At 68.9% G+C, this 16,051-nt stretch carries 12 protein-coding genes; 4 read left to right on the top strand and 8 right to left on the bottom strand.

The features are described 5' to 3' along the window. On the bottom strand, positions 1 to 948 hold the full coding sequence (locus tag ACE3OV_RS09355) for a LysR family transcriptional regulator (RefSeq protein ID WP_374326749.1): 948 nt from the start codon (positions 946 to 948) through the stop codon (positions 1 to 3). Positions 949 to 1,086: 138 nt separating this feature from the next. On the opposite strand from ACE3OV_RS09355, the gene rnk reads away from it, so the two are divergent. Next, on the top strand, positions 1,087 to 1,461 hold the full coding sequence (rnk, locus tag ACE3OV_RS09350; RefSeq protein WP_374326748.1) for a nucleoside diphosphate kinase regulator: 375 nt from the start codon (positions 1,087 to 1,089) through the stop codon (positions 1,459 to 1,461). A 29-nt stretch (positions 1,462 to 1,490) separates the two neighbouring features. Continuing rightward, a complete protein-coding gene (gene gdhA / locus ACE3OV_RS09345) occupies positions 1,491 to 2,834 on the top strand; it encodes an NADP-specific glutamate dehydrogenase (RefSeq protein WP_374326747.1) in 1,344 nt (447 codons plus the stop codon). A gap of 7 nt (positions 2,835 to 2,841) precedes the next feature. On the opposite strand, the gene ACE3OV_RS09340 is transcribed toward gdhA, so the two are convergent. The 7 genes from ACE3OV_RS09340 to ACE3OV_RS09310 all read right to left on the bottom strand — a co-directional run bounded on the left by ACE3OV_RS09340 (position 2,842) and on the right by ACE3OV_RS09310 (position 11,821). Next, positions 2,842 to 4,929: a TonB-dependent receptor family protein gene (locus ACE3OV_RS09340; RefSeq protein ID WP_374326746.1), complete on the bottom strand. Its 2,088-nt coding sequence runs from the start codon at positions 4,927 to 4,929 to the stop codon at positions 2,842 to 2,844. 128 nt (positions 4,930 to 5,057) lie between these two features. Then, the gene (locus tag ACE3OV_RS09335) at positions 5,058 to 5,705 is read right to left on the bottom strand and encodes a response regulator (RefSeq protein WP_374326745.1); all 648 of its coding nucleotides are present in this window, start codon (positions 5,703 to 5,705) and stop codon (positions 5,058 to 5,060) included. After that, a complete protein-coding gene (locus ACE3OV_RS09330; RefSeq protein WP_374326744.1) occupies positions 5,702 to 7,036 on the bottom strand; it encodes a histidine kinase in 1,335 nt (444 codons plus the stop codon). The genes ACE3OV_RS09335 and ACE3OV_RS09330 overlap by 4 nt, the downstream gene beginning before the upstream one ends. A 5-nt stretch (positions 7,037 to 7,041) precedes the next feature. Next, positions 7,042 to 9,354: a TonB-dependent receptor gene (locus tag ACE3OV_RS09325; protein ID WP_374326743.1), complete on the bottom strand. Its 2,313-nt coding sequence runs from the start codon at positions 9,352 to 9,354 to the stop codon at positions 7,042 to 7,044. Positions 9,355 to 9,364: 10 nt separating this feature from the next. Beyond that, positions 9,365 to 10,132, bottom strand: a complete 768-nt coding sequence (locus tag ACE3OV_RS09320; RefSeq protein ID WP_374326742.1) for an energy transducer TonB — start codon at positions 10,130 to 10,132, stop codon at positions 9,365 to 9,367. Beyond that, a complete protein-coding gene (locus ACE3OV_RS09315) occupies positions 10,119 to 11,057 on the bottom strand; it encodes a quinoprotein relay system zinc metallohydrolase 1 (RefSeq protein WP_374326741.1) in 939 nt (312 codons plus the stop codon). Before ACE3OV_RS09315 ends, ACE3OV_RS09320 begins: the two co-directional genes overlap by 14 nt. Beyond that, on the bottom strand, positions 11,054 to 11,821 hold the full coding sequence (locus tag ACE3OV_RS09310; RefSeq protein ID WP_374326740.1) for a quinoprotein dehydrogenase-associated SoxYZ-like carrier: 768 nt from the start codon (positions 11,819 to 11,821) through the stop codon (positions 11,054 to 11,056). The genes ACE3OV_RS09315 and ACE3OV_RS09310 overlap by 4 nt, the downstream gene beginning before the upstream one ends. A gap of 216 nt (positions 11,822 to 12,037) precedes the next feature. Here ACE3OV_RS09310 and ACE3OV_RS09305 point away from each other — a divergent pair, with 216 nt between their 5' ends. Beyond that, positions 12,038 to 13,027: a substrate-binding domain-containing protein gene (locus tag ACE3OV_RS09305; protein WP_374326738.1), complete on the top strand. Its 990-nt coding sequence runs from the start codon at positions 12,038 to 12,040 to the stop codon at positions 13,025 to 13,027. Between the two features lie 34 nt (positions 13,028 to 13,061). Further along, complete coding sequence (locus tag ACE3OV_RS09300) at positions 13,062 to 15,797, top strand: ATP-binding protein (protein WP_374326737.1); 2,736 nt, start codon at positions 13,062 to 13,064, stop codon at positions 15,795 to 15,797. Positions 15,798 to 16,051: the final 254 nt, after the last annotated feature.

Here is a 16,051-nt window from a genome sequence, read left to right as displayed (position 1 = left end):
TCAGCGGCTCAGCCCTAGCCAGCGCCGCTCGCTGCCCGGCAATGCCGGGCGATCCCATTCGGGCTCGTCGCCGAAGCGCTGCTGCAGGAAATCGATGAAGGCGCGCACCTTCAATGGCAGATGCCGGTTCGGCAGATGCACCGCGTAGATGAAGCGTTCGACCGGCACATAACCGGGCAGCACCTCGACCAGGCGCCCGGCCTGCAACTCGCTGCCGACAATGAAGGTCGGCAGCAGCGCCAGCCCCAGCCCGCCCAGCACCGCCTGCGATAGCGCCTCGTCGTCGTTGATGCGCAGATTGCCCGCCACCGGCACCGAGATGTCGCCGGCCGGACCGCGCAGATGCCAGAAGCCCTGCGTCGTCAGGTAGGTGTAGTCGAGACAGTTGTGCCCGGCCAGATCCTCCGGCTTTTCCGGCACGCCCCAACGCGCCAGGTAGGCCGGACTGCCGCAGATCTTGCGACGGATCGGCGCCAACCGCCGGGCGACCAGATTGTCGCCGGGCGCCGGGGCGATGCGCAGCGCCAGGTCGTAACCCTCGTCCACCAGATTGACCAGGCGGTCGCTGATCGTCATATCCACCGACAGTTCCGGGTACTGCAGCATGAAATCGGCCAGCGCCGGCGCCACGTGCAGGGTGCTGAAAGCGACCGGCGCACTGAAGCGCAGCTTGCCGCGCGGCTCACGGTGCAGGCTGCCGATCGTGCTTTCGGCCTGCGCCATTTCGTCGAGGATGCGGTCGCAATGCTCGAAATAAGCCTCGCCAACCTCGGTCAGACTGAGGCGGCGCGTGCTCCGTTGCAGCAAGCGGACACCGAGCGTCGCCTCGAGCCGCGCCACCGACTTGCTGACGCGCGACTTGGAAATTCCCAGGCGCAGCGCCGCCCCGGAAAAACTGCGCGCCTTGACCACCTGGGCAAACAGCAGCATGTCGTTGATGTCGTGCATGCGCACTCCGATTGTTATTCCAAAAGAAACAGTCTTGTGCAAAGTCGCCGGCTTATCAAGCCTTGGACTTCCTTCTACCATCCGGAATCCCACGACACAAAAAACCGATCAACAAAAATCACCAGAAAATTCAGATAAATGCAGCAGAACAACCTGATCATCAGGGAGAGCGATTTCGTTCGCCTGATGGCAATCCAGCCGCCCGACGATCTGCGCGACGAGCTTGAGCGCGCCATTGTTATCCCCGACGACTCAATACCCGCCGATATCGTCACGATGGGATCGCGCGTCCGTTATACCGAACAGGAAACCGGCAACAGCCGCCAGGTCGAGATCGTCTATCCCGACGCGGCCGACCCGGCGGCCAGCAAGGTCTCGGTCTTCGCCCCGGTCGGCGCCGCGCTGATCGGCCTCGGTGTCGGCCATGAAATCGATTGGGATTTCCCCGGCGGCAACAGCCGCCGGCTGACCGTCGTCGAAGTCATCCAGCCGGCCGCCGCCACACCACACTGATCCAAGCAAAAAACCAGGGAGCCCGCAGCGTGCGTTACAAGTCATTCGAAGAATTCAACCAAGATGTTGCCGCACGAAACCCCGGGCAACCCGAATTCCACCAGGCGGTCGCCGAGGTCATCGAAAGCCTCTGGCCGTTCATCCAGCAACATCCCCGCTACGCCGAACACGGCCTGCTCGACCGCCTGGTCGAGCCGGAGCGGGTGCTCATGTTCCGCGTTTCCTGGGTCGATGACCACGGCACGGTCCAGGTCAATCGCGGCTACCGCATCCAGCACTCGTCGGCGATCGGCCCCTACAAGGGCGGCGTTCGCTTCCATCCCTCGGTCAATCTGTCGATCCTCAAGTTCCTCGCCTTCGAGCAGACCTTCAAGAACGCACTGACCACGCTGCCGATGGGCGGCGGCAAGGGCGGTTCCGATTTCGACCCGAAGGGCCGCAGCCCGGGCGAAGTGATGCGTTTCTGCCAGGCCTTCGTCAGCGAACTGTTCCGCCACATCGGCAGCGATACCGACGTACCGGCCGGCGACATCGGCGTCGGCGGCCGCGAGGTCGGCTTCATGGCGGGCATGATGAAGAAGCTCTCGAACCGCGCCGACTGCGTGTTCACCGGCAAGGGCCTGAGCTTCGGCGGTTCGCTGATCCGCCCGGAAGCGACCGGCTATGGCACCGTCTATTTCGCCGAGGAAATGCTCAAGCTGCGCGGCCGCAGTTTCGACGGCCTGCGCGTCAGCGTCTCCGGCGCCGGCAACGTCGCCCAGTACGCGGTCGAGAAGGCGATGGCGCTCGGCGCCCGCGTCGTCACCGTCTCCGATTCCAGCGGCACGGTGGTCGACGAGGATGGCTTCAGCGCCGAAAAACTCGCCGAACTGATGGAGGTGAAGAACCACCGCTACGGCCGCGTCAGCGACTACGCGGCGCGCGTCGGCGCCACTTTCCTGCCCGGCGAGAAGCCGTGGCGGGTGCCAGTCGACGTCGCCCTGCCCTGCGCGACGCAGAACGAACTCGACGCCGACGATGCCCGCAGCCTGCTCGCCAACGGCGCGATCTGCGTCGCCGAGGGCGCCAACATGCCGTCGACCGCCGAGGCGGTGAAGCTGTTCGAAGCGAGCGACGTGCTCTACGCCCCGGGCAAGGCGAGCAACGCCGGCGGCGTCGCCACTTCCGGCCTGGAAATGAGCCAGAACGCGATGCGCCTCTCCTGGCCGCGCGAGGAAGTCGACGCCCGGCTGCACCGGATCATGGTCGACATCCACGAAACCTGCCTGCGCTACGGCCGCAACGCCGAAGGCAAGGTCAGCTACGTCGATGGCGCCAACGTCGCCGGCTTCGTCAAGGTCGCCGACGCGATGCTCGCCCAGGGCGTCGTCTGAGCCGCGCTCAGAACTGGTGCTTCAGGCTCACCCCGGCCAGCCAGGCGCGGCCGGGCGCCGGTTCGTAGTAGCGACCGTTGCCGTCGCCGACCACCACCGAACCGATGTACTCGCGGTCGAACAGGTTGTCGATGCGCAGGAAGCTGCCGACCGAGAAGGCGCCGTAGTTGCGCTCGACGGCGAAGCGCAGGTTGGCGATCGCGTAGCCGGGCGCCGAGCGCGCCGCGTTCCGGTCGTCGACATAGACCCGGCTGCGTGCCACGCCTTCGATCGCCGCCTGGAAACCGCTCGCCGCGTGTTTCCAGGCCAGTTCGCCGAACAGTTGCGAGGACGGCACGCCGGGCAGCCGGTTGCCGGCAGCGACGACGCCGCTGCTACCGGTATAGGCCTTGTCGAACTCGGCGCGCAGGCCGGTATAGGCGAGCCGGCCGGAGAAGCCGCCGGCCCAGCGGGCGTCGAGAGAAGCCTCGACGCCGCGGCGCAGCGTCCGGCTGGCGTTGATGTAGCTGGTACGGCCGCCAGCGGAAGCGGCGACGACCAGTTCGTCCTTGGTGCGCACTTCGAACAGCGCGACGTCGAGCCGCGCGTTGTCGCCGAGCATGGCCTTGATGCCGGCTTCGAGGTGGGTGCTGGTGGCCGGCTTGAGGTCGAAGCTGAAGGTCGCGCCCGGACCGGAATAGAACAGCTCGTTCAGTGACGGCGTCTCGAAGCCGCGGGCAACGCTGGCGTAGAGATTGACCGCCGGGGTCAGCGCGTACATCGCGGCCAGCGTCGGCGTCGTCTTCCGGTAATCGACCGAACCGCTGTCGTCGCCATTGACGCCGACGCTGTAGTGGTCGCTGACCTTGAAGGCGACGCGGCTGTGGCGCAGGCCGCCGCTGAAGTTCCAGCGCTCGCCCTGCCACTGGCTCTGCACATAGACGCCGCTCGCCGCGACGCGGTCGGTCTCGTCGCGGCGCAAGGCACCCTTGACGCCGAGCGTCGCACCGACAAAATTCTCGAAGCCCTGGCGATCATCGACCGAACGCTCGTAATCGGCACCGAACGTCGTCGTCAGGCCGCCACCAGCGACCTGGCGGCGGGCGATCCAGCGCGCCGAGGCGCCGGCGAAGCTGCGCTCGAAATCGATGATGCCGCCGGAATGGCGCGGGTTGGCCTGGACGAAAGTCGGAATCGACTGGTACTGGATCACCGAACGCTGCCCGGCGTAGGCCGACAACTGCAGCCTGTCTTCGCCGAAACGGTGCTCGTAGTTCAGCCCGCCCTGCTGCTGACTGATCCGCTTGCGCGTGTCGTAGGCGAGCGCCGCCGGCACGACGCTCTTCGGCTTGCTGCGGGCGGTCGCCCAGTCGAGGCCGAGCGGATCGTCGGCCACCTGGTTGAAACTGCTGGCAACGAAAGTCAGCCGCCCGTCCTGGCTCGGCGAGACGCCCAGCTTGACCAGCGACTGGTCGCGCCGGACCGCGCTGTGGTCGCGGTAGCCGTCGGAAACGAAGCGCGAGGTATCGACCACGTAGGAGACGCCGCCGACCTCGCCCTGGCTGGACAGGTCGGCTTTCCAGCTGCTGTCGCTGCCGGCGCTGAAGCGCCCTGCGACGCTCGGCCGGCCCTTGCCATCCGGCGTGAACAACTGGATGACGCCGCCCGCCGCGTTGCCGTAGATCGCCGACAAGGGACCGCGCATGACCTCGATACGCTCGGCGCGGTCGAGGTTGAAAGTCGCCGCCTGGCCCTGCCCGTCCGGCATCGATGCCGGGATGCCGTCGGCGACCAGGCGGATGCCGCGCACCCCGAAAGCGGTGCGGGCGCCGAAGCCGCGCGACGAAATCTGCAGATCCTGGGCGTAGTTCTGGCGGTTCTGGACGACGATCCCCGGCACGCCGGCCAGCGCTTCCGAAGCATTGACCTTCGCCTGCGTCGCACCGACGCTCGCTACATCGACGACGTCGATCGCCGCCGGCAGGTCGAAAGTGTTCTGCTCGACGCGGCTGCCGGTGATGACCAGCGGGTCGAGCCGCACGGCGTCGTCGGCGGACGCCGGCACGGCGAAGGCGAGCGCCAGGCAGGCGGCGATGGGGGTCGGGCGGCAGTTCATGAGTCTCTCTCCTGGGGTATAAGTTGGCCGACGTTTCCCGCCGGTGACCGGTCCATTATTCGCGCCGGGCTGGCGCCTGCCGTCCTGCGCTTTGCCAGCGCGACCTCATGAAAATCATGATTTGCGCCTCAGGCTTCGATCAGCCCGTTGCGCACCGCCAGCAGCGTGATCTCCGCCGGGTTGCGCAGGTTCAGCTTCTGCTTGATGTGGTAGAGGTGGGTGCCGACCGTGCTCGGGCTGACGTGAAAGTCGCCGGCCACGTCGTTGACCGTCTGCCCGGCGGCGAGTTTGAGGAAGACCGCCAGTTCCTTCTCGGTCAGCGTTTCCAGCGGCTGCGCGGCGCCGGAGAGCTGGGCCAGCGCCACCTGCTGCGCCAGCTCCGGATCGAGGTAGCGGCGCCCGGCCGCCACCTGGGCGACGGCGCGCAGGAACTCGGCCGGCGCCGCCCGCTTGCACAGGTAGCCGTTGGCGCCCAGGCGCAGCGCGCGCACCGGCACGATCTCGTCCTGATGCGCCGAGAGCATCAGGATGTGCGCTGCCGGGTCGCGGGCGCGCAGGCGTTCGAGCGCCAACAGGCCGCCGCCGCCCGGCATCGAAACGTCCATCACCAGCAGGTCAGGCGCCATTTCGCCATGCAGGCGCAGCGCGCCTTCGCCGTCGGCCGCCTCGCCGACCACCAGCGCTCCGGCCCCTTCGAGCAAGAGCCGGAAACCGAGGCGGACCACCGCGTGATCGTCGGCGAGCACGACGCGGACGTTTTTCAGGGATTCGTTCATGCTTCCTCCAGGGAATAAAGCGGCAGCGTCGCAACCAGGCCGAAGCCGCCGCCGGCCGGGGTGAAGAATTGCAGGCTGCCGCCGAGGCCGGCCACCCGCTCGCCCATGCCGGTCAGGCCGAGGCCGCAGCCGGCGGCGGCGGAGCGCCCGCCGGCGCCGCGCCCGTTGTCGCGCAGCGCGACACGCAGGACGCCGTCGTCGCCGCTGACGCTCAGTTCGACCTCGCTGGCGGCGGCGTGCCGGGCGACGTTGGTCAGCCCTTCCTGGACGATGCGCAGCACCGCCGCGGCCAGCGCGTCGTCCGGCTCGTGGCCGTCGAGCGCGACGCGCAGTTGCAGCGCCACCGTCTCGTGCTGGCGCCGCCAGTTGGCGCAATAGTCGTTCAGCCGCGCCGCCAGCTCGCCGCCGGGCAGCGGCCGCAGGCGGTGCAGGATGCGGCGGACGCCGTCCTGCAGTTCGCCGGTCACCGCCAGGATGTGCTGCGCCGGCGCCTGCACTACCGGCTGCTCCGCCGTGCGCTGGATGACGGCGCCGGCCAGCGCGCGCACCGCGGTGATGCCCTGTGCCATCTCGTCGTGCAGCTCGCGGGCGATCTGCCGCCGCTCCTCTTCGAGCCGGGACTGCAGGCGCTGCGCCAGCTCGCGCTCGGTTTCCAGGCGGACGTTGTCGTCGACCGCCGCCCGCAGGCGGTCGGCCATGCCGTTGAACGCCTTTGACAGGCTGGCCAGTTCGGGCACCGGAAAGACCGGCAGACGCAGGTCGAAGCGCCCGTAACCGATGCGCTGCAGCGCCCGCATCACCTCGTCCAGCGGCCGCAAGGCGCGGTCCAGCGCGCGGCTGACGACGACGAAGAGCAGGCCGAGCAGGCCAAGCGCCCAGCCGGCGACGGCGCAGAGATCGTCCCAGGCGTCGATCACGGCGCGCGACGCATCGGGTACCAGACGTAGCTGCAGCTCACCGACCGCCAGCACGCGCGGCGCGATCTGCGGCCGCAACAGCTCGCCGAACCAGTCCGGCGCCTGCCGCCCGGCCTTGTAGGTCGGCGGCGGCGAGCGGTAATGCAGGCGGCCGGCGGCATCGAGCAGTTGCAGTTCGTTGGCGCGGATGCGACCGAGCGGCGCGAGAGCCGCCTGCAGGTCGGCGGCGTTCGCCGGCAGGCGTTCGACGAGGACCGCCAGCCACTGCCCGGAAACCCGGTTGGCGGCCTCGATTTCCTCGTGGATGCCCTGCCGCGCGCCGTGCAGCCAGAGGCCGACGAGGATCGCGCAGAGGCTGCCGGCCAAGCCGGTGAGGACCAGGCTGATGCGGGTGTGCAGGCGCAGCGGACGCATCGTGCTCACATTCCGGCGAAGCGGTAGCGCAGGCCGAGCCAGCCGGCGCGCGGTGCGCCCGGCGCGACGAAGGTCTCGCGCCGCCAGTCGGCGGAATCGACCTGGAAGGCACCGTTGGCGGCAAACGGGTTTTCGGCCAGCGCGGCGGCCGTCGCGTAGCGCTTGTCGAAAACGTTGTCGACCCGCGCGAAGACCTCCCAACCGCCACCCAGGCGGGCTTCGGCGTTGAGGTTGAGGATGGCGTAGCCGGGCAGGCGGCCGCTGCCGCTGAAGACGCGCGTGTTGCCGAAGGCGTCGGTAGCGCTGCCGGCGCGGTGCGCGTTGTTCTCGTTGCCGCGCGCGTACTGCCCGGAGAAGGCCTGCAGGTCGCCGCCCAGGCGCAGCCAGTCGGCGGCCTGCCAGCTCAGGCCGAGCTTGAGGCTGTGCGCCGGCAGGCCGGGCAGGCGGTCGCCCTTGCGTACCAGAATCTCGTCGTCCTGGCCGTTCGCCGTGCAGGCGGCAGCGGTGCCGCGCGAGCTGTTGTTCTCGGCGAGCAGGCAGGCCGCCGAGCCGAAGGTGGCGTGCAGCCAGCTATAGCTGGCGAACCAGTCGAGCTTGCCGTGCCGGCCGTCGATGCCGAGCTCGACGCCCTGGCGCCGGGTACGGCCGAAGTTGGTGAAATAACCGGCGCTGGTCGAGGTGCCGACGAACAGGATGTCGTCGTCGGCGATGGTGCGGAAGACGCCGGCGTTCCAGCCGATGCCGCCGGCCAGCTTGCCGCGCAACCCGGCTTCCAGGGTGCGGGCGACGACCTGCTTGAGGTAGGGGTCGGCGGCCATCGCGTTGGGCAGCGTGCAGGGATTGGCCGGGTCGGCGCAGCCCAGCTCGATCGGCGTCGGCACCCGGTTGCCCTGGCTGAAGCCGGCGTAGGCGTTGAGCGTCGGTGCCGCCTGCCAGGTCAGGCCGAGCGCCGGGTTGAGCTTGTGATAACGATGGTCGCCGTCGAGGTTGGGGGCGACGCGGTTGAGCTGGTCGAAGGTGGTGACGTGGCTGGCGTTGTAGCGTGCCGACGCGGTCAGGTGGAGGACCGGGCTGAGGGCGAAAGTGTCGGTGACGAAGAGGCTGACGGTCTCGGTGGTGCCGCGGATGGCGTTCTCGACTTCCTCGTCTTCGAGGTCGCCAACGCCGCGCGTCGGGTCGATGACGCCGAGCTGCTCGGTCTGGCGGAAGCGGATGCGGGCGCGGTCCCAGGACGTGCCGATCGTCATCTGGTGGCGGGCGCCGTTCAGGTTCCACTGCAGCGCCAGCCCTTCGCCACGCTGCCGGGTGCGGGTCCGGTTGTTGGCGCCGGATTCCTCGTCGGAAACGCCATCGAAGGGACTGTCCTCGAACTCGTCGTTGGCGTCGCCGTTCAGCGTCCGCGTCGTGTTGCGCCGGTGGTAGACGTTGCCCGACAGGCTCTGCTCGCCGTTCAGCCAGAGGCGCCCGGCCAGCGCGAGGTGGAGAAGATCGTTGCGCGTCTCGTCGGGATGGGTGAACACCTGCGCCCGGTCGGCTGCGTACATCGATTGCGGCAGCAGGCCGTTGCCGGTCATCTTGGTGCGCGCGCGCAGCATGCTGAAGTCGAGTTCGCCGCTGGCACTGCGCTGCGAGATCTTGGCGAAGAAACGGCCGGCATCGGATTTGGAGAAATCGCGCCAGCCGTCCTCGGCAAAACCGTCGCCGGCGACGTACCAGCCCAGGCTGTCGCGATGGCCGCCGGAGGCGAATCCCAGCGTGCGCCGGCCGAAACTGCCGGCCATCACCTCCAGCGTCGTCCCCGGCTGATCGAAGCCGTTGCGCGTGCGCAGGGCAAGTGCGCCGCCCAGGGTGTTGAGGCCGAACAGCGGGTTGGAACCGGGCGCCACTTCCATGCCGGCGAGCGCCGCCTGCGGCAGCAGGTCCCAGTTGACGGTGTCGCCGAAGGGCTCGTTGACGCGCACGCCATCGAGATAGACCGACAGACCCTGGGCGGTACCGAGCAGCGGCGAGGCGGTGAAGCCGCGGTAATTGACGTCCTGCTGGAAGGGGTTGCCCTGCACCTCGTTGATCGTCACGCCGGCCAGTTGGCGGCCCATCAGCCCCGGCAGGTTGAGCGCCGCCGATTGCGCCAGATCACGCTCGCCGACCACCTGCACGTTGGCCGGCACCTGCAGGCGCGGGATGCCGATCCCGGCCAGCGGCGAATTGCCGACCACCTCGACGGTCGACAATTCGACCACCGGTTCGGCGGCGACCACCGGGGCGAAGGCGGCGGCGAGCGCCAGGGTGAGCGGGGAAAGAGTGAGACGGCGGGACATCGGAGCTTCCTCAGGTGGTTCTATCGAGTTTGTAATTGATCGGTACGACGACCTGGATTTCGCCGCCCTCGCCAGGCGGTGGCGGCAGGTCGCCGAGGGCGGCGAGCAGCGCGCGGGCGTGCTGGTCGAGGACGTCGAAGCCGCTGGAACGCTCGACCTCGACGGCGACCAGGTTGCCGCGCCGGGCGACACGCAGGCGCAGGCGGACCTCGCCCTCCCAGCCGCGCATCGCCGCCAGCCGCGGGTAGCTGCGCTGCTGCGCGAACAGTGCGCTCAGTTGCTGGCGGTAAGCAGCCAGCGCTGCCGCCGCCGGTGCCGACGCGGCGGCTTGCGGCACGCTGCCGGGCGTTGCCTCGTCAGCGGCGACGGCAGGGGCGGCTGGCGCCGGCCCGGGCGCCGCGTCGCTGCTGGCGCCGGCTGCCGGCGCCGCCCTGGCGGCTGCCGGGCTGGTCGCCGCCGGCTCACTGCGGGCCGGCCTGGCGCTCGCCTGCGGCCGCGGAACCGGGGGGTTCGCCGCGGCCGCCGGCAAGCGCCGGACCTGCGAGAGCGGCGTCGCCGGCGCGCTGGCCGGCGGGGACACCGCGTTGTTCGACGGCGGCGCCAGGCGCAGCGTGGCGACGATTTGTGGCAGCGGCTGCGGCGAGGCCGGCCGGCTCTTCGCCATGAACAGGAAGAGGCCGCCGTGCAGCAGCACCGAGAGCAGCATCAGCCTCCCCAGCCGGCGTGCCGGCCGCGACGGATGGGGGCGCAGCGCGCCCACCAGTTCAGCGCGGCGCACCGAGCGCCTCCCGCTCGATCGCCGGGAACAGGTGACCGACCGAGCGCCGGTATTCGCTGGCCGCCACCGGCAGGCCGGCGAACTCGGCGGGCAGCGGCTGGGCCATCGTCTCGTTCATGTCCAGCCCGCTTTCCGCCGAACGGCGCAGCGCCATCTGCAGCCAGTTCAGCCAGGCGCGGGTCTGGCGCAGCGGCGCCGCGTCGCGTGCCACCGGGCCGTGCCCGGGGACGACGGCGCGGAAACCCGGTTCGCGAGTGATCGCTTCCAGCGTGTCGAGCGCCGCCAGCCAACGGCCGACGTCGGCGTGCGGCGTCGTCGGCGCCCGGCCGAGAAAGCCGAGGTCGCCGGTGAACAGCACGCCGCTCGCCTCGTCGTAGATCGCCAGGTCGGCGCCGGTGTGGCCGTCGAGCGCCAGCAGGCGCAGACGGCGGCCAGCGATTTCCTGGCGGCCACCGGCCAGCGCCTGCTTGGGCACGACCACCTCGGTGCCGGCCATCCAGTCGCCGGTCAGGCGGTAGAGGTTCTCGGCGAAGGCGTTGCCGTCGCTGGCGATACCCTCGATGGTGCCGGGCAGCGCCGCCAGCTTCACATCGGCAAAGGCCTGGTTGCCGAGGAAATGGTCGGGGTGATGGTGGGTGTTGATGAGCAGCGCCAGCGGCCGCCGGTCCACCGCAGCGATGGCCTGGCGCATCTGCTCGCCGTAGCGGCGCGACGGGCCGCTGTCGATGACGATGACGCCGCCCGGGGCGACGATGAAGCCGGTGTTTACGATGTTGCCGCCGTTCGCCGGGGAAAAGTCCTCGGTCTTGCCGACGAAGACATGGACGTCGTCGGCAACGCGCTCGGCGCGCAGGCGGTAGTCGAAATCGGCGCCGGCGGCAGTCAGCGCGACGCCCAGGAAAGCCAGGGGCAACCAGCGCTTCATGGTTCTATCCTCGCCTGGAAGGCATTGCCGTTGTTGTCGTGACCGCGCACTTCGACCGGCCCCTCGGCGGCGCCGCGCTTGAGGGTGAACACCGGGTTCTCGCTGACCGGTTCGTGCAGTTGCAGGCGCATCAGCGAACGGCCGTCGGCCAGCAACTCGACCTGTTCCAGGTGAAAGGCGGGAATCCCGGCGACCAGCCCGGTGTCCATCGGATGTTCGATGCGCAAGCGGACCCGGCCGGCCTGCGCGCCGCTTTCCCACTGCCGGCCGCTGACCTGGTTGAGGCGTGCCTGCCAGTCCGGCGCCGCAGCCTTGGCCGACGGTGCGGTGCAGCCACCGCCGACCGTCGTCACCCAGGCCCCGCCGACGTGCCAGACGCCGTCAGCGGTACGCGCCGCCGCCCGTACCGGCGACGACTGCTGCAGCTTGATGCGAAAGCCCAGCCAGGCCGGCGCCGCCTGCGGATAGAAGCGCAGCACCTCGACGATCGGGTTGAAGTCGGCGAACACCATCACCTCGCTGACCGCCCCCAGTTCGCTGGCGTCCACGGTGAGCGGCACCTGCATCGGGTTCTCGGCGACTTCCGGCGCCAGCACGCGGACCCGCGGATCGAAACGTATCGTCGCCTGCTCCGGGAACAGGTAGCGCATGTCGCCCCAGCGCGCCGAGCCCAGCGGGTCGACGTCTTCCTGGCCGGCCAGCGCGGGCCGGACCGTCAGCAGCGCCGCCAGGAAGATGGCGGCCAAGCCTGTCATTGGATTCATGTCTCACTCCACTCTCGCCCTGCGGGCTGTTATGGAAAGAGAGACTGCAAGTGCCGTGCCAGTGCGCAAAGGCCGCGCCGGCCGCCCTTGCCGCGCGGCGCCCCGGGCAAACTGTTCAAGCCTGGAGCAGTTGTTGCCATTTGCAGCAAACCAGCGTGGCGCGCTTTGCCCCGGCAAATTGATGCTAACGTATCTCCTTTCCCGGAGAGGTCAATCATGAAACTCTTGCGCCAACTGGCCCTCGCTCTGCCACTTTTTGGACTTGTCGCCTGTGGCGACAGCAGCGGCCCCTCCCTGTCCACCGTTAGCGGCGCCAACCCCCCGGCCAGCCAGGCAGCGCCAGCTGCCGACAAAAAGAAGATCGGCCTGGTGATGAAGACGCTGACCAACCCCTTCTTCATCGAGATGGAAAAGGGCGCCCGGCGCGCCGAGCAGGAGCTGAACATCGAACTGCTGGTGAAGACCGCCGCCCAGGAAACCTCGATCGAACAGCAGATCCAGATCGTCGAGGACCTGATCGCCGCCGGCGTGGACGCCATCGTCATCGCCCCCGGCGATTCGCAGCGCCTGGTGCCGGTGCTGAAAAAAGCCGGCGACGCCGGCATCAAGCTGGTCAACATCGACAACCGCCTGGACGCCGAGGCAATCCACCAGACCGGAGGCAAGGCGATTCCCTTCATCAGCGTCGATAACGAGAAAGCGGCCTACCGTTCGGCCGGCTTCATCGCCGAGGGCGCGCCGGCCGGCACCCAAGCTGCCATCCTCGAAGGCATCCGCAGCGCCGACAACGCCCGCCAGCGCATGGAAGGCGCCCGCCGCGCCTTCGCCGACAATCCGAACATCCGCCTGGTCGCCAGCGAAAGCGCCAACTGGAAGATCGACGAAGGCTATGCCGTGACCAAGCAGATGTTTGCCCGCCACCCGGAAATCCGCCTGCTTTTCGCGGCCAACGACATGATGGCGCTCGGCGCCCTCAAGTACCTGCAGGAAACGCAGCGCAGCCAGGTCAAGGTCGCCGCCTACGATGCGCTGGAAGAAGCCGTTGCCGAAGTGCGGGCCGGGCGGCTGGCGGTCACCGTCGACCAGCAGGCCGCCGAGCAGGGTTTCCAGGGCGTGCTGCTCGCCAGCCGCCTGATCAGGGGCGACACCGTGCCAGCGCTGATGCTGATCGACACCCGCCTGGTCACCCCCGCCACCCTCAACTGATCAAGGCCGCGTCCGTCGCCGGCCAGCCAACGTCGTGATTTCCAGGCCCCATTTCAACATCACCGCCAAGCTGGTGGGCTACCTGCTCGTCGCCGGCGTCGTTCCCCTGCTGATCTTCGGATTGGCCGCCTTCCAGATCGCGCGCGACATCGTCATCACCCAGGCCGGCGAATACAACCAGCGCCTGATGACCGACACCGCGGCCTATTTGCGCCTCTACCGCAACCAGGTCGAGGACCTGGCGGCAAGCATCGTCGGCAACGAAGCGATCGCCGGCGCCCTGCGCGACGCCGACAAGGGAACGGCGAACAGTTACGAAACGCTGAACACCAAAGCGCAGATCGGCTACATCCTGAACGGTTTCGTCCGGGTCAAGGGACTGGTCTCGATCGACCTGTTCTCGATGCGCGGCGAACACTTTCACGTCGGCGAGACGCTCAACGTCAGCGGTCTCAAGGGCGAAGCGATGCGCCGGATGATCGATGAGGCCTCGGCCGCGGAGAGCGCAGTGGTCTGGCGCGGCATCGAGGACAACATCAACACCGCGTCGGCGCAGAAGAAGGTGATCACGGTCACCCGGCTGATCCGCCACTTTTCCCCGGAAACCGGCACCACCGACACGGTCGGCCTGCTGCTGATCAACCTCAACGATGACGCGGTGCGCGAGTACTTCTCGGCCGACAATGCGCTGGCCGGCCTGCAGCTGATGCTGGTCGACCCGCAGGGCCGCCTGATGTACCACCCCGAACGCGCGCTGCTCGGCGCCCGGATGGACCCGGCGCTGCTCAGTCAGGTCCGGGAAGGCCCGGCCACCCAGCAACTGCGCCTGGACGGCCGGGAGGTCATCCTGACCAAGCGGCCGCTCGAAGGCATCGGCGCCCATCTCGTGCTGTCCACCCCGCTCGCCCTGCACACCGCGCCGGTCAACCGCCTGGCCACCGCGGCGGGCCTGCTGCTGCTCATCGGCCTTGGCGGCATCGGCCTGCTCGCCCGCTTCTTCGCCCGCACCGTGGTCAGCCCGCTGCGCGCCGTCTCGGAACAATTCCAGCGCCTGCGTGAAAACCCCGAGGCCACCCTCGCCCCGCTGCCCGAACCGGCCAAGCAGGACGAGATCGCCGCGCTGATCCAGGGCTTCAATGGTTATCTCGACAACCTGCGGATCCAGCGCGCCGTCTCCGATGAACTGCAACGGGCCGAACAGTCGCTGCTGGAGAGCGCACACACCTTGCGCACGGCAATTGAAACCATCGACGAGGCCTTCGTCGTTTTCGACGAGAACGACTGCATGGTCATCTGTAACGAGAAGTACCGCAACCTCTACGCCGCCTGCCGCGACGCCGTCGTTCCCGGCGCCCGCTTCGCCGAGATCATGCGGGCCGCTGCCGCTGCCGGCGTATACCCGGCAGCGCAAGGGCGCAGCGAGCGCTGGCTGGCCGAGCGCCTGGCCACGCATGCCGCCGGCAGCACCGACATCGAGGAAGCGCTGGGCGACGACCGCTGGCTGCGCGTCGTCGAACGGCGGACGCCGACCAAGCACGTGGTCGGCTTCTACATGGACATCTCCCACCTCAAGAAGATGCAGCAGTCAGCCGAGGCAGCGAGCCGGGCGAAGAGCCAGTTCCTGGCGATGATGTCGCACGAGATCCGGACGCCGATGAACGGCGTCCTCGGCATGGCGCAACTGCTGCAGATGCCCGACCTGTCTGACGACGAACGCCAGGAATATGTACGCACCATCCTCAACTCCGGGCAGACGCTGCTCTCGCTGCTCAACGACATCCTCGACCTGTCGAAGGTCGAGGCCGGCAAGGTCGAACTCGAACGGATCGACTTCACGCCCCAGCTGCTGATCGCCGAAACTGTCCGCCTCTTCGCCGATACCGCCCAGCGCAAGCAGCTGCCGGTGACGGTCAGCTGGAACGGGCCGCCACAGCACTACCTGGCCGATGCCGTGCGCATCCGCCAGATGCTCTCCAACCTGCTCAGCAACGCGATCAAGTTCACCGACCACGGCGGCATCCGCATCGAAGGCCGCGAAGTCAGCCGCGACGAGCCCGGCGCCCTGCTCGAATTCGCCGTCGTCGACAGCGGCATCGGCATCCCCGAGGACAAGCAGGCGCTGCTCTTCCAGCCCTTCTCGCAAGCCGACGACTCGACCACGCGCAAGTACGGCGGCACCGGCCTCGGCCTCTCCATCGTCAGAAGCCTGGCCCGCCTGGCCGGTGGCGAGGTGGGGGTGAGCAGCCGCGACGGCGAGGGCTCCCGCTTCTGGTTCACGATCCGCGCCGGCCTGGGCGCGGCCGGGGAAGACAGCTTGCTGCCGGCAGCGGACGCCGCGCCAGCCAACGCGAGCGGGCCCGCCGCCAGCGGCGGCAATGCCAGCGCCCGCCTCCTCGTCGTCGAGGACAACCCGACCAACCGCAAGGTCATCGAAGCCCTGCTGCGCAAGCTCGGGCTGGATTTCGTCAGCGCCGGCAACGGCGCCGAGGCGCTGGACCTGGTGCGCGCTGGCGAACCCTTCGACCTGCTGCTGATGGATTGCCAGATGCCGGTGATGGACGGTTTCGAAGCGACCCGGGCAATCCGGGAATGGGAGCAGGAAGAGCAGCGCCCCCGGGTGCCGATCCTGGCGCTGACCGCCGGCGCCTTCGAGGAAGACCGGCAGAAGTGCCGCGCTGCCGGGATGGACGATTTCCTGCCCAAGCCGGTCAATTTCGCCCAGCTCAGGGCCAGCCTCGGCCACTGGCTGCCGGGCCTGAGCGCCGACTGAGCAGCGCCGCCGGGCGCCACACTGCCCGGATCGCGGCGAATCAGCGCTGCCCCTCGCCGACGCAAGAATCTCCTGCTGCCCGCCGGCTGTGCAAGTTTTGAGCAGGTGTGTGCAATTTCAGCAGCCGGACCAAGGCTGCCGACGCTGCGGCGCTGCCCCCGCCAGCCTTGCTGCCACGCGCTTGCGGCCGGCAGAGCAGGCGATGGCACAGGGCTTGCAGTCTGCCAACTTCGTCGCCGGTCAATCCCGGAAAA

It is taken from the genome of Azonexus sp. (genome assembly GCF_041909095.1).
Lineage (GTDB): Bacteria > Pseudomonadota > Gammaproteobacteria > Burkholderiales > Rhodocyclaceae > Azonexus.
This window is presented reverse-complemented; position numbering and strand designations above follow the sequence as displayed.